Raw genomic sequence first — 12571 nt, forward strand, 5'->3', positions numbered from 1 at the left:
ATCTCGTCGGGGTCCTTGGTGTCGAGGACCAGCGGGATCGAGTTCAGGCCCGCGAAGTTCTTGAACAGGGCGGACTTGCCCTCCATCACGGGAAGGGAGGCCCGCGGGCCGATGTCCCCGAGGCCGAGTACCGCGGAACCGTCGGAGACGACGACCACCAGGCGGCTGGTCCAGGTGTACCGGTCGGCGAGCGTTTCGTCGGCGGCGATGGCGCGGGAGACCTGCGCGACGCCGGGCGTGTAGGCGATGGACAGGGCGCGCTGCGTATCGAGGGCGGTCGTGGTCTCAACCGAGAGCTTCCCCCCGATGTGGCCGGCGAAGATCTCCTCGTCGGTCAGCTCGACCTTCTGCGGTGTGGTGGGTTCGGACACGATGGACACGATGACACTCCTGCTAAGTCCAGGCTCACTCGGGGCCGGGTTACTGAGAAGTAACCGTGAGGATCGGCGCTGATCCTCACAGTTGCTCCACGAACGACAACTGAGGGTGAAGCTTCCGGGGTGCGCGATCACGATGGCCGCAGAACGTCCGAAGCGTCATGGCACGGGCGGGTGAGCCCTGGCAACACTGCCATAAACCCCCGCCGAAGGGCGGTGGCGCCGACGTCGGAGTGGTGCTAAGTCTGGCACGAATATCGATGCACAATCAAATTGCCACGACAGTCAGATGTCTCACGTTTTCTGGCCTCTACCTGTGAGAACAAGTTACCGATGGGTCACTGTGAGAGCCGGTTTCACATAACGCGCCGAGCGTCCGTCAACCCCACCACTGGGTAGCCAGCAGAAGCGCCGCCGCCGCGAGGACGGCGACGGATGCGACCACGGCGACGAGACCGTCGCGGCGGTCCGCAATCCGCTGCGCCACGATCACGAACACGGACGCGACCACGTGCGCGGTGATGGAGATCGTCCCCGGGCCGGGGAAGCCCCGGCCGCCGCCCACGTAGGCGGAGCCGATCACGACGAGGCAGAGGATCACCACGCCGGCGGCGACGGCCCCGCTGAGGGCGCGCAGCGCGCGGACCACGAGAGGGCTGCGTCGCGGTTCGGTGGCCGTCACCGTCCTCGGGAGGGTGGGACCGTAGGGGTCGTACCGCTCGAACTCGTGCGTGTTCATGCCGAGACCACCTGTACGCCGGATGCTTTCGAGACGAGGGTGTCGAATTCGTCGGCGTCCGTCGTGAACTCGCCGAGCCGGATGGCCTTGTTCGTGCCGTGATAGTCGGAGGAGCCGGTGACGACCAGACCGAGCTCGTCGGCCAGTTCCTGCAGAACCCGAGTGTCGTCCGACGAGTGGTCGGGGTGGTGCACCTCGAGCCCGTGCAAACCGGCTCCCGCCAGGTCGCGGACGTGATCGAGCGACAGCAGCCGTCCCCTCGTGCGGGCCCGTCCGTGGGCGAGGACGCTCACTCCCCCGGCCTCCGCCACCAGTTGCACAGCGTCGTCGAGGGGGGTATCGGACTTGTCGACGAAGTACCGGCCGCGCGGGGCCAGCAGATCCACGAACGCCTCACCGACGCTGCCGACCACGCCGGCGCGCATCAGAGCCCTGGCCAGGTGTGGGCGTCCCGCCGCGGGTCCCGCTTCCGCGAGCACCTCGTCGGCGTCGATGGGCAGACCGTCCTCCATCATCAACTCCGCCATCGCGCGGATTCGCACGATCCGCTCGTTCCGCAACCGTTCCCGCTCGCTTGCGAACGCCGCGTGCGCGGGATCGAACAGGTAGGCGAGGAGATGCACCGCAACCGGGCGTCCGTCCTCACCGCGGCCCTCGCAGGACATCTCCATGCCCCGCACCAGCGCGAGCCCCGCAGGCAACGCCGCGACCGCCTCGGCCCACCCCGCGGTCGTGTCGTGATCGGTGATCGCCACGATGTCGAGTCCTGCTGCCCCCGCGGCGCGCACCAGGTCCGCCGGGCTGTCGGTTCCGTCGGAGGCCGTCGAATGAGTGTGGAGATCGATGAGCACCAGACCAGTCTGTCAGGTGTCGCGGCACGGGGTCCGAGCGTGCGGCCCGGAAGCCTGGCGTGTCGTGCGACGCCGCCGGCCCGGAGCGGGTGCTGACGTACGATTCACCAGCAGCGTTTCCGACTCGCCGGTGAAAGGGAGGGCCCCGTGCCGTCTGTGCCCTCGCTCCCCAAGCGTGGCAGCGACAAGGATCAGCGCAGCGGAGACAAGGACCCGGGCCCCAGGATCCGCATCCCGACCGCGCGCGCCATCGTGGACTGCGGCGTGTACGTCGACGGCACGAGGCTCCCCGGAAAATACACGCACCAGGCCGCGATGGCCGAGGTCCGCAAGCGGGGCCGAGGGTTCGTGTGGGTCGGGTTGCTCGCCCCCGACGAGGGGCAGATGGAAAGCGTGGCCGAGACGTTCGGGCTGCACGAATTGATGGTCGAGGACGCCGTTCACGCCCACCAGCGGCCGAAGCTGGAACGCTACGACGACGTGCTGTTCCTGGTGTTGCGGACGGTCAACTACGTGCCTCACGAGTCGGTGGCGACGGCCAGCGAGATCGTGGAGACCGGCGAGATCATGGTGTTCGTGGGCGCCGACTTCGTCATCACCGTCCGGCACGGCGACCATTCCCCGCTCGCGAACGTCCGCCAAGCGCTGGAGGCGAACCAGGAGCGGCTCGCCCTGGGCCCGTACGCGGTGCTGCACGCGGTCGCGGACCACGTGGTGGACACCTACCTCGAAGTCACCCAGGCCATCGAAGAGGACGTCGACGGCATGGAGGAGGCGGTGTTCAGCCCGCGCAGCAGCGTCGCGGTCGAACACATCTACCTCCTCAAGCGCGAGATCGTCGAACTCCGCAAATCGGTGAACCCGCTGTCCAACCCGCTGCTGCGGCTGACGCGGGCACCGGGCAATCCGGTGCCGAAGGAGATCCGCCGCTACTTCCGCGACGTCCTCGACCACCACACCACCGTCGCCGAGCGGATCGCCGAATACGACGAGGTCCTCAGCTCACTCGTCGACGCCGCCCTCGCCAAGATCGCCGTGCAGCAGAACACCGACATGCGCAAGATCTCGGCGTGGGTGGCCATCGCGGCCGTGCCGACGATGATCGCGGGCATCTACGGCATGAACTTCGACAACATGCCCGAATTGCATTGGCAGTACGGCTATCACGGCGTGGTATTTCTGATCGCATCGGTGACGGTGGCCCTGTTCGTCACGTTCCGCCGGAACCACTGGCTCTAGAGGGACGCGGCACCGCGGTACGGATCGCGGACGTCGATGCCCGCCTCCGTCCAGGCGTCGCGCAGTGCCCCGGCGCCGCGCAGCCGGACCCACGCCGCTTCGGTGCCGGTGAGCGGCACGACAGCGAGGAACCGCACGGCCTCCGCGGGTTCGGGCAGCGGGAGGTCCGGGACGGTCGATTCACCGAGCAGCACGGCGGTGAACGGTGCGTCCTTCCACAGCGGCTCCCCCAGGTCGAGCAGCGCGTCCTCGACGAGAACCACCCCTTCCACCGACGGCGCCGCCGCCAGGACCGCGAGGGTGCGCGCAACTCCCGATGCCACCCCGGCCCCACCGCGCAGGGTGAGGATCAGTTCGGCGCGGGGGCCACGGAGCGGGTCGGCCACCAGTTCGCCGGGGTCGCCCATCGGGTGCCGGGAGCACCCCAGGGTCACGTAGCGCACCAGCCCCTCGTCGTCGGGTGCGAACCGCAGCACGTCCAGCGGCTCGACGCCCAGGAACGTCACCGATGCCGCAGTCGGCTCCGGTCCCCCGATCTGCCCCAGCAGGTGCGCGCGAACGGAGGCCACAACGCTGTCAGTCACCCCGCAATCAAACCACCGAAGCCGCTCACCCGTCCTCCGGCCTCGCGAGCCGGTAGCGTCGGAGCATGGTCTCGGTACTCGCAGTGTCCGACGAGACGATCGAGTCGCTGTGGAGTTCGCAGGTGCGTGCCATGGACGTCGACCTGATCCTCGGTGCGGGCGATCTCCCGTTCGACTACCTGGAATATCTGATCGATGCGCTCGACGCGCCGTGCGTCTTCGTGCCGGGCAACCACGACGCCGACCTGTCCGGCTACTCCGCGGGACGTGTCGGATGGATGCGGGCGGGTCTGCCCTCGGCGTGGCCGGGGCCCTGCGGCGCGGTCAACGCGGACGGCCGGATCGTGCGGATCGCGGGCCTGCGCATCGCCGGTCTGGGTGGATCGATCCGCTACAACGACGGCCCCAACCAGTGGACCGAGCGGCAGCAGCGGCGGCGGGCGCGCAACCTGGCGCTGACGAGTGCGTGGCACGCGCGCCGCTCGGGTGTGTCCGGCGTCGACGTGCTGCTCACGCACAGCCCGCCGCGCGGAGTGGGCGACCAGGAGGATCCACCGCACCGGGGTTTCGAGTGCTTCGAGACCCTGGCGGGCAGGTTGCAGGCCCGCGTCATGATCCACGGGCACGTCCACCCGTACGGCCGGGCGGCTGAGGACCGCACACTCGGCGCGACGACGGTGATCAACACCGTGGGATTCACCCTGATGGAGTTGGCCCCGGGCGCCGACCCCACCATCGTCAGGCGCCGGCATGGCACGTGACACCGGATTCCCCGCCGCCGACGCGGAAAACGACTTCACCCGCCAGCGCCGCCGCGCCGAGTTGTCGCGGCTGGTCAGCTGGCTGCGCCGCGAACCGGACGACGTCAACGAGATCCTGCCGTTCGACGAGGTGGTCGCTGCCGTCGGCCGGGTCGGGGAACGGTCGCTCGGCCTGCAGGTGATCCCGGTCAACTCCATCGTCGGGAGCGTCGACCGGACCCGCGACTTCGACCGGTTCTTCCGGCCCACGTCCACCCGGGTGCGCGAGCGCTGGCAACGGCTGGCGGCCGCGCAGCGCCGGGGGGAGTCGGTGCCGCCGATCCAGGTGTATCGGATCGGGTCCATGCACTTCGTCAGCGACGGCCACCACCGCGTCTCCATCGCGTACGCGATGCACTGGAGCACGATCGACGCCTACGTCACCGAGATCCAGACCAAGATCTCCCCCGACGGGATCGCGCAGCGCGGCGACCTGGTCATCAAGGACCACCGCCGCCTGTTCCTCACCCGGGTGCCGCTCAGCGGACCCCAGCGGGCGGCCGTGGTCGTCACCGATCCCTGGGAGTACGCCGAGATCAGCCAGAGCGTCGAGGCCTGGGGTTTCCGGCTCATGCAGGAGGTGGGCGAATTCCTCAGCCGTGAAACCGTGGCCCGGCGCTGGTTCGGTGAGGAGTTCCTGCCGGTGGTCCGGATGCTGCGGGCCGCGGAGATGCTGCCCGACCACACCGACGCCGAGGCCTACCTGTGGGTGGCGCGGGAGCGGTACCGCCTTGTGCGCCAGCATGTCTGGAACGACGAGATCATCGCCGAGCTCAGCCACCTCGCACCGCGCAGGCACAAACCGGCTAGCCCGTGAACCGCACGACACGCTCGGGCGCCTCGGGGTGCGCGAACTTCAACAGTCGCCTGCCCTCCGCCTCGATCGCGGTGCGATGCGTCTTCGCGATGGTCGCCAACGGCTCCACGTCGAGTACCGCACGGGACTTCTCGACCACCGTCGTGGTGAACGCCGCGACCCTGCCGTTCACCAGGACGGCAGGTTTGATGATGCCGTTCTGGGTGAAGACCTTCTTCCGCACGTCGTCGTCGAGGAGGCGCCCGCGGTCCGCGTGCGAGAGCAGCACGTTGTCGAACGGCGCGAGGATGCGGACGGGGGCGGGGGTGCCCGGGTCCGGCCGGGGTGCGTCGGGAAGGTCGAAGAGTTCCGGACCCGCTTCGCCCTGGAACACCCGGAGTTCCGGCCGCAGCCGGTCGAAGACCTCCCCGAGCCGCGTCAGCCCCGACCAGGCCTGGGCGTCCCGCGCGCTCGCCGGGCCGAACGCGGCGAGGTAGCGCAACAGCATCGTGTCGATGGACGGTGCGGCGGACAGTGGACGACCCACCCACGACTCCAGCGTCGACAGCGCCGGTTGCCCGGACCTGCCCCAGAGCCCGCGCGGTGGAACCTGGACCATCGGGACCAGTCCCCGCACCCCGTGGGCGAGCGCGGCCCCGTCACGGCCGGGGAACCGCTCCTCGAGCAGGGGCCGCATCTGCGACTGCGTGCGGGGTTCGTCGCGCACCAATTCACGTCCCGCGGCGGCGAGGGCGCCGAGGTCGATCCCGTCGAGACCGGACCGGTGCTGTGTGTTGGTGTGTAGGTCGCGGTCGAGCAGCGGTTGCGTGAGCGGACGGAACGAGAGCGCGTCCGTGGCCGACAGGGCGAAGACCGTGCCGCGCATCGCGACAATCCGCACCACCGCGCGGTTCTCGATGAGGTCCGACAGCGACTCGGCGCGGAATCGTGTCAACCGCGTCCACAGTGCGAAATACGGCGGGGCCGGAGCCTGGGCTTGCAGTCCGCAGAGGTGCTCGATCATGTCGAGGGCGGACGCGTCCGAACGGCTCAGCAGCGATTGCCGGGCCAGTGTGGCCCGGCCCAACGCTCGATTCGACATGCGTTGAGACCCCACCGTGAACCCCTTCGTTAGTTAGCCCCAGTACCGTATTTGATTACGCCGTTCACCGACCCCTACAGGAGGACCCCATGGCCGCCGGATCGACAACCGCAGCCAGGGCTCTCCTGCCCGTCATGTGCTTCGTCGTGATGATTGTCGCCGTTCTGCAAACGTTGGTGGTGCCGATCGTCGGGACCATCGGCTCGCAACTCGACGTCGGCCCCACCGCCGTCGGCTGGCTCCTCACCGCGAACCTCCTCGCGGCCGCCACCGCGACGCCCGTCCTCGGCCGCCTGGCCGATCTCCGCGGCAAACGGCCCGTCCTGCTCGGGGTGCTCGTGGTCGTGCTGCTCGGTTCCCTCATCGGTGCGTTGTCGACGTCGGTAGGAGTGCTGATCTTCGCCCGCGTGCTCCAGGGCGTGTCGTTCGCGCTGTTCCCGATCGGCATCGCGGTCCTGCGTGACGAACTTCCCGCCGAGAAGCTGACCGGGGCGATGGGGATCTTCTCCGGCACCCTCGGATTCGGCGGATGCTTCGGCATCGTCCTCACCGGTGTGCTGGTCTCCGACGGCGCCGACTTCCACCGCATCTTCTGGCTGTCCTCGGCCATCACCGCCGCCGGACTCGTCCTCGCCTGGATCGCCATCCCCCGCCGCCCGCGCACCGGAACCGGATCCATCGACTGGATCGGCGCGGCCGCTCTGGCCGCCGGCCTGGTCCTCGTCCTGCTGCCGCTCGCCGAGGGCGGTACCTGGGGCTGGACGTCCCCCGTCACCATCGTCAGCGGAATCGCCGGAATCCTGGTCCTGATCGGCTGGTTCCTCTTCGAACGCAGGATCACCGACCCACTCGTCGCGCCCCGGCTGCTGACCAACCCGCCCGTCCTCGTCACCCACCTGTCCGCGCTCGTGGTCGGCATGTCGATGTTCGTGATGTTCCTGGGCAGCTCGTACTTCGTCCAGACCCCGCGCGCGGTGGCCGGATACGGCTTCGGGGCCACCGTCCTCGAGGCCAGCACCGTATACCTGCTGCCGGGCGCGATCAGCGGCGTCCTCGCCTCGATCCTCAGCGGAAAACTGATCCACCGCTTCGGATCCCGCGCCGTCCTCATCGCCGCGAGCGTCGTCGGCGTCAGCGGTTTCGTCGTGTTCGTCTTCGCCCACGACCGCACGTGGGAAGTCATCGCGGCCATCCTGCTGGTCAACACGTACATCAGCCTCGCGTACGCGTCGCTGCCGTCACTGCTCGTGGCCGAGGTCCGGCAGGACGAGACCGGCGTCGCGAACAGCATCAATTCCATCGCCCGGTCCGTGGGCAGTTCCGTCGCCAGCGCGCTGCTCGCGACCCTGCTCGCCGGCATCACCATCGACGGAACGGACGTCCCGACCGAATCGGCGTACGTGATCGCGTTCGTCGTCGGCGCGACCGCCGCCGCCCTCGCCGGGCTGCTGCCGTTCTTCGGGATCACGCGCACCACCCGCACCCCGTCCGACGAGGAGGAGGACGAGGTCCACGCGACCGCCCTCGCGGCCGAGTGGGGCACCGTCGGTGGCCTCGGCGGAGCGAACACCCGCGGTTCGGGTGAGCGCCCCGCTCAACGGGTGAGGTTCGCTCCCGAATCTTGATCGAACAGGGCGATCTTCGCCCGGTCGAACCACAGTTCCACCGGCCTGCCGTGCGCCGCGGACGATTCGGTCGACAACCGGGCGACCAGCTGCCCGCCGCCCGCGACCGCGGTACCCGAGTCTGCGGCGAGCTCCTCGAGTTCCCGGGAGGTCACCTGCGGCCCCTCCGCCGTGAAATAGGCGTACTTGTCCGAACCCATCGACTCGAGCACCTCGATGTTGGCCGTGAAGGTGCCACCGGCCGCTCTCTGCCCCTCGTCGACGAGCCCCACGTCCTCGAAGTGCTCGGGACGGATCCCGACGACGACGTCCTTCGCCGTGTTCGACGACCCGATCTTGTCGCGTGTCTCCGGGGGCAGCGTGAACTCGCCGAGCGGCGTCGACACCCCGTCGGCGGTGAGCTGCCCCGGGAAGAAGTTCATCGACGGCGAGCCGATGAACCCGGCGACGAACAGGTTGTTCGGGTGGTCGTACAGATCCTGCGGCGCCCCGATCTGCTGAACCACACCGCCCCGCAGCACCACCACCCGATCGCCGAGGGTCATCGCCTCGGTCTGGTCGTGCGTGACGTACACCGTGGTGGTGCCGAGTCGCTGTTGCAGCCGGGCGATCTCGGTGCGCATCTGGACGCGGAGTTTGGCGTCGAGGTTCGACAGCGGCTCGTCCATCAGGAACGCCTTGGGGCTGCGGACGATCGCCCGGCCCATCGCGACCCGCTGCCGCTGTCCGCCCGACAGATTGGCCGGTTTGCGATCGAGGTGCTGGGTGAGGTCGAGGATCTTGGCGGCGTTGTCCACCTTCGCCGCGATGTCCGACTTCGACATCTTCGCCAGGGTCAGCGGGAACGCGATGTTCTGCCGCACCGTCATGTGCGGGTACAGCGCGTACGACTGGAACACCATCGCGATGTCGCGGTCCTTCGGCGCCTTCTCGTTGACCCGCTCCCCCGCAATGCGCAGTTCACCGGACGAGATGTCCTCCAGGCCGGCGATCATGTTGAGAGTGGTCGACTTTCCGCACCCGGACGGTCCGACCAGAATGATGAATTCGCCGTCGGCGATCGTGATGTCGACGTCGCTCACCGCCTTGGCGCCGTCCGGGTACAGCTTCGTCACCTTGTCGAGCACGATTTCGGCCACAGAAACTCCTTCATAGTTTCGACCCTGCAAGCAGGTCTCAGCCCTTCACCGCGCCGGAGGTCAGACCGGCCACGATGCGTCGTTGGAAGAACAGCACGAAGATGATGATCGGGATCGTGATCACCATCGCGGCTGCGGCGATCGAGCCCGTCGGCTCCTCGAACTGGGAGGCGCCGGTGAAGTTCGCGATCGCGGCCGGGGCGGTGATGGACCGTTCCGTCGAGGTCAGCGAGATCGCGAACAGCAGGTCGTTCCAGCAGAAGATGAAGACCAGGATCGCGGCGGTGACGATGCCCGGCGCCGCCAGCGGGGCCACGACCTTCCGGAACGCCTGAGCCGGTGTGGCGCCGTCCATCTTGGCCGCCTTCTCGAGCTCCCAGGGGATCTCCTTGAAGAAGGCGGACAACGTGTAGATGGCCAGCGGCAGCGCGAACGTGATGTACGGGAGGATCAGACCCGCCCAGGTGTCGAACAGCCCGAGCCTGCGCTCGATGTCGAACAGCGGGCTCACGAGGGAGATCTGCGGGAACATCGCGATCAGCAGGGCCACGCCGACCAGCAGCTTCTTGCCTGGGAAATCCAGCCGGGCAATGGCGTAGGCGGCCATGGTGCCGATGACGACGGCGATCACCGTGGAGATGAGCCCGATGCCGATGGAGTTGATCAGCGCACTGGTGAAGGCGTTGGTCTGGAAGATCCCGCGGTAGTTGTCGAGTGTCCACTTCTGCGGAATGAACTTGCCGTCCTTGATCGTTCCCGCGGGCTTGAACGACAGGCTGGCGATCCACAGCACCGGGACCAGTGCGTAGAGCAGGACGAGCAGGTTGACCACGGACCAGCTGATCTTGCGGCGAGGTGTGTCGACGACGGCCATGGCTATCGGTTTCCTTCCGTGTCGGACCCGGGAGCCGAGGCGCCGAACAGCTTGATGAACACGAACGCGAGCAGCGCGACGCAGAGGAAGATGAGGACGCTGATCGCGGAGCCGATTCCGAGGTTGAATGCCTTGAACAGGTTGTCGTAGCCGAGGATCGACAGTGATCCGGTGTCGTTGGCGCCCTTGGTGAGGACGTAGATGTTGTCGAAGATCCGGAACGCGTCGAGCGTGCGGAACAGCAGCGCCACCAGGATTGCCGGTTTCATCAGCGGCAGGATGATCCGCACCAGCCGCGTCCACGCCCCGGCGCCGTCGACCTGAGCGGCCTTGAGGAGGTCGTCGGGGACGAGGGCCAGTCCGGCGAGCAGCAGCAGCGCCATGAACGGCGTCGTCTTCCACACCTCGGCGAGCACGATGATCGCCAGCGACGGAATCTGCTGCGTCAGCGGGGCGCTGCCGTCGGGCAGCAGGTTGGCGAGATACCCGGTGCCCGGCGTCCACGCGTAGTACCAGCTGTACGCGGCGGCCACGGTGACGATGCCGTACGGGATCAGCACCACCGTCCGCACGATGCCCTTCCCGACCAGCGTCCGGTGCATCACGAGCGCCAGGATCAGGCCCAGGACGAACTCGATCACCACCGACACGACCGTGATGCCCACCGTCACCGCGAAGGCCTGCCACCAGTACGCGTCCGACAGCACCGACACGTAGTTCGCGAGGCCCACGAATTTGCGGTCGTCAGGGAAGCGGAGGTCGTAGCGCTGCAGGCTCAGCCACACCGCGTAGACGACGGGGTAGGCCGTCACCGCGACCATGAGGATCGCGGCGGGAGCCACCAACCACAACCCCAGTCTGCGTTCGGCCTTCTTCCCTTCCGAGATCTGCTTCTTCGACGCGACTTTCGGCTCTTCGGCCCGGTCCGCCTGCACGGTTTCGGTCGTCACGGGATCAGCCCTTCCGAGTTGACCGCCTTGCGTACCTGTTCGGCGAGTTCGTCGACGGTGCGCGGCGGGTCGATGTCACCGACCGGATTCAGCGTGTCGGTGATCAGGGTCGAAATGCTCTGGTACGCCGGTGACACCGGGCGGACGGATGCCGTCTCGAGGCTCTCCCGCACCTCCCGCCACGCCGGGTACGCCTCCTGGAACGCCGGGTCGTCGTACAGGCTCGCCAACGTCGGCGGCACACCACCGTTGACGGCGTTGTTGCGCTGGTTCTCCTCGTTCCGCAGGCACGACACCGCCTCGAACGCCAGGTCCGGATGCTGGCTGGTCTTCGCGACCGCGATGTTGAATCCGCCGATCGTCACCTCGGCCGGACGCCCGGGGATCACCGACGGGTACGGCGCCGGGAGGAAGTTCTGCTGACCGTCGACGGTGAGCACCGTGTTACCTGTGTCCACGGACGTCGGGTTGCCCTTCTCGTCGATGAACGGCAGGTCCCCCTTCTCCGCGTTCTCGATCATGCCCGGCAGCACGAACGGCCAATTGACCTCGAACGCAGCCTTTCCGCTCTCCATCCCCAGCCGGGACGACGCCTCGTCGCCCTGGGACACCGACGGGTCGGCACCCTCTGCGGTGGCCACCCGCTTCATGACCTCGAGCGCCATCAGCGCGGCGTCACCGTCCGCGACCGTCACGGTGGTCCCGTCCTCGGCGACGACGGACCCGCCCGCGCTCGCGAGCAGGGTGTTGAACCACACCATCAGGCCCTCGTACTGCTTGCCCTGCACCCCGATCCAACTGGGCCGGCCCTCCGCGGCGAGGCCCTCCGCGATGTCGATCATCTGATCCCACGTCTGCGGCGGCTGCCCGTCCGGCATGAGGTCCTTGCGGTACCACAGCAACTGGGTGTTGGTGTTCAGCGGCGCGGCGTACAGCTGGTCCTGCCACTTCGCGGATTCGAGGGGGCCTTCGAGCGTGCCCTCGCTGACCTCCGCCGCGATGCCGGGCGGGAGAGGTACCGCCCAGCCGGCCTCGGCGAACTCGGCGGTCCACACCACGTCGAGTGTCATGATGTCGAGTGACGTGTCGTTTCCGGTGAGCCGGCGGGCCAACTGGAGCCGCTGATCGTCCGCGCCCTTCGGCAGCGTGCGCTGCTCCACGGTGTACCGGCCGCCGGCCGCCGCCGTGCAGTTGGCCGCGGCCTCCGCATACTGTTCGGCGCCGTCGGCAGCCGTGTAGAAGCTGAGGACGATGCCCTCTTCGGACGACCCGCACGCAGCCAGCAGGGGAACGGTGAGGACGGCGGCGGCACCGATCAGTCCCCACTTCAACGAGCGTCCGGGCTTGGTGCGATACAGCACAGCCGCCTCCTCGAGCGGCCCCTCACGGATCCAGTCGCGGTACGGCTGGGCACGCGGGCCCGCACATTTGTTCCTGCCGGAACGCGCACTCCACCGACAGGTCACGGTTTCGGCGCGGGCCTAGGCCCACGCAT

General features: G+C 68.3%; 12 protein-coding genes and 1 pseudogene. 4 read left to right on the plus strand and 9 right to left on the minus strand.

The features are described from left to right. The 3 genes and pseudogenes from ACNJ7E_RS19005 to ACNJ7E_RS19015 form a co-directional block, all read right to left on the minus strand. Window positions 1–380: pseudogene (locus tag ACNJ7E_RS19005) on the minus strand (NAD-dependent malic enzyme); the annotation flags it as partial. A gap of 376 nt (window positions 381–756) precedes the next feature. Further along, window positions 757–1116: a hypothetical protein gene (locus tag ACNJ7E_RS19010; protein WP_011598054.1), complete on the minus strand. Its 360-nt coding sequence runs from the start codon at window positions 1114–1116 to the stop codon at window positions 757–759. Further along, a complete protein-coding gene (locus tag ACNJ7E_RS19015) occupies window positions 1113–1967 on the minus strand; it encodes a PHP domain-containing protein (RefSeq protein WP_418340698.1) in 855 nt (284 codons plus the stop codon). Before ACNJ7E_RS19015 ends, ACNJ7E_RS19010 begins: the two co-directional genes overlap by 4 nt. A gap of 147 nt (window positions 1968–2114) precedes the next feature. On the opposite strand from ACNJ7E_RS19015, the gene corA reads away from it, so the two are divergent. Further along, window positions 2115–3206, plus strand: coding sequence for a magnesium/cobalt transporter CorA (corA, locus tag ACNJ7E_RS19020; protein WP_418340699.1), 1092 nt, complete (start codon window positions 2115–2117; stop codon window positions 3204–3206). Here the strand turns inward: corA and ACNJ7E_RS19025 are convergent. Then, window positions 3203–3790: a suppressor of fused domain protein gene (locus tag ACNJ7E_RS19025; RefSeq protein ID WP_198601959.1), complete on the minus strand. Its 588-nt coding sequence runs from the start codon at window positions 3788–3790 to the stop codon at window positions 3203–3205. The two genes, corA and ACNJ7E_RS19025, sit on opposite strands and share 4 nt — an antisense overlap. A gap of 65 nt (window positions 3791–3855) precedes the next feature. Between ACNJ7E_RS19025 and ACNJ7E_RS19030 the strand changes: the two genes are divergently transcribed. Further along, window positions 3856–4551 carry a metallophosphoesterase family protein gene (locus tag ACNJ7E_RS19030; RefSeq protein WP_005264659.1) on the plus strand — a complete coding sequence of 232 codons (696 nt, stop codon included), beginning with the start codon at window positions 3856–3858 and terminating at the stop codon, window positions 4549–4551. Further along, on the plus strand, window positions 4541–5407 hold the full coding sequence (locus ACNJ7E_RS19035) for a hypothetical protein (RefSeq protein WP_005264657.1): 867 nt from the start codon (window positions 4541–4543) through the stop codon (window positions 5405–5407). The genes ACNJ7E_RS19030 and ACNJ7E_RS19035 overlap by 11 nt, the downstream gene beginning before the upstream one ends. Here the strand turns inward: ACNJ7E_RS19035 and ACNJ7E_RS19040 are convergent. Further along, window positions 5397–6503 (minus strand): winged helix DNA-binding domain-containing protein, encoded by a 1107-nt coding sequence (locus tag ACNJ7E_RS19040; RefSeq protein ID WP_280783510.1) that lies wholly within the window; start codon window positions 6501–6503, stop codon window positions 5397–5399. The genes ACNJ7E_RS19035 and ACNJ7E_RS19040 overlap by 11 nt on opposite strands. 74 nt (window positions 6504–6577) lie before the next feature. Here ACNJ7E_RS19040 and ACNJ7E_RS19045 point away from each other — a divergent pair, with 74 nt between their 5' ends. Next, window positions 6578–8113 carry an MFS transporter gene (locus ACNJ7E_RS19045; protein WP_283332893.1) on the plus strand — a complete coding sequence of 512 codons (1536 nt, stop codon included), beginning with the start codon at window positions 6578–6580 and terminating at the stop codon, window positions 8111–8113. On the opposite strand, the gene ACNJ7E_RS19050 is transcribed toward ACNJ7E_RS19045, so the two are convergent. From ACNJ7E_RS19050 to ACNJ7E_RS19065, 4 genes are read right to left on the minus strand one after another with little or no spacing between them, the layout of a single operon-like run. Beyond that, window positions 8083–9252 carry an ABC transporter ATP-binding protein gene (locus ACNJ7E_RS19050; RefSeq protein ID WP_280783508.1) on the minus strand — a complete coding sequence of 390 codons (1170 nt, stop codon included), beginning with the start codon at window positions 9250–9252 and terminating at the stop codon, window positions 8083–8085. The genes ACNJ7E_RS19045 and ACNJ7E_RS19050 overlap by 31 nt on opposite strands. A gap of 37 nt (window positions 9253–9289) precedes the next feature. Further along, window positions 9290–10126 (minus strand): carbohydrate ABC transporter permease, encoded by an 837-nt coding sequence (locus ACNJ7E_RS19055; RefSeq protein ID WP_005239292.1) that lies wholly within the window; start codon window positions 10124–10126, stop codon window positions 9290–9292. Window positions 10127–10128: 2 nt separating this feature from the next. After that, window positions 10129–11076 carry a carbohydrate ABC transporter permease gene (locus ACNJ7E_RS19060; RefSeq protein WP_005573473.1) on the minus strand — a complete coding sequence of 316 codons (948 nt, stop codon included), beginning with the start codon at window positions 11074–11076 and terminating at the stop codon, window positions 10129–10131. Further along, window positions 11073–12437 carry an ABC transporter substrate-binding protein gene (locus ACNJ7E_RS19065; RefSeq protein WP_280783507.1) on the minus strand — a complete coding sequence of 455 codons (1365 nt, stop codon included), beginning with the start codon at window positions 12435–12437 and terminating at the stop codon, window positions 11073–11075. Before ACNJ7E_RS19065 ends, ACNJ7E_RS19060 begins: the two co-directional genes overlap by 4 nt. Between the last annotated feature and the right edge of the window lie 134 nt (window positions 12438–12571).

It is taken from the genome of Rhodococcus mengyinensis (assembly GCF_048381435.1).
Lineage (GTDB): Bacteria > Actinomycetota > Actinomycetes > Mycobacteriales > Mycobacteriaceae > Rhodococcus_F > Rhodococcus_F opacus_D.

What these genes read in the sequence shown, in the direction of transcription:
- ACNJ7E_RS19055 (WP_005239292.1), bottom strand. Translation starts at nt 10,126, where the DNA reads ATGGCCGTCGTCGACACACCTCGCCGCAAGATCAGCTGGTCCGTGGTC.
- ACNJ7E_RS19045 (WP_283332893.1), top strand. Translation starts at nt 6,578, where the DNA reads ATGGCCGCCGGATCGACAACCGCAGCCAGGGCTCTCCTGCCCGTCATG.
- ACNJ7E_RS19035 (WP_005264657.1), top strand. Translation starts at nt 4,541, where the DNA reads ATGGCACGTGACACCGGATTCCCCGCCGCCGACGCGGAAAACGACTTC.
- ACNJ7E_RS19030 (WP_005264659.1), top strand. Translation starts at nt 3,856, where the DNA reads ATGGTCTCGGTACTCGCAGTGTCCGACGAGACGATCGAGTCGCTGTGG.
- ACNJ7E_RS19010 (WP_011598054.1), bottom strand. Translation starts at nt 1,116, where the DNA reads ATGAACACGCACGAGTTCGAGCGGTACGACCCCTACGGTCCCACCCTC.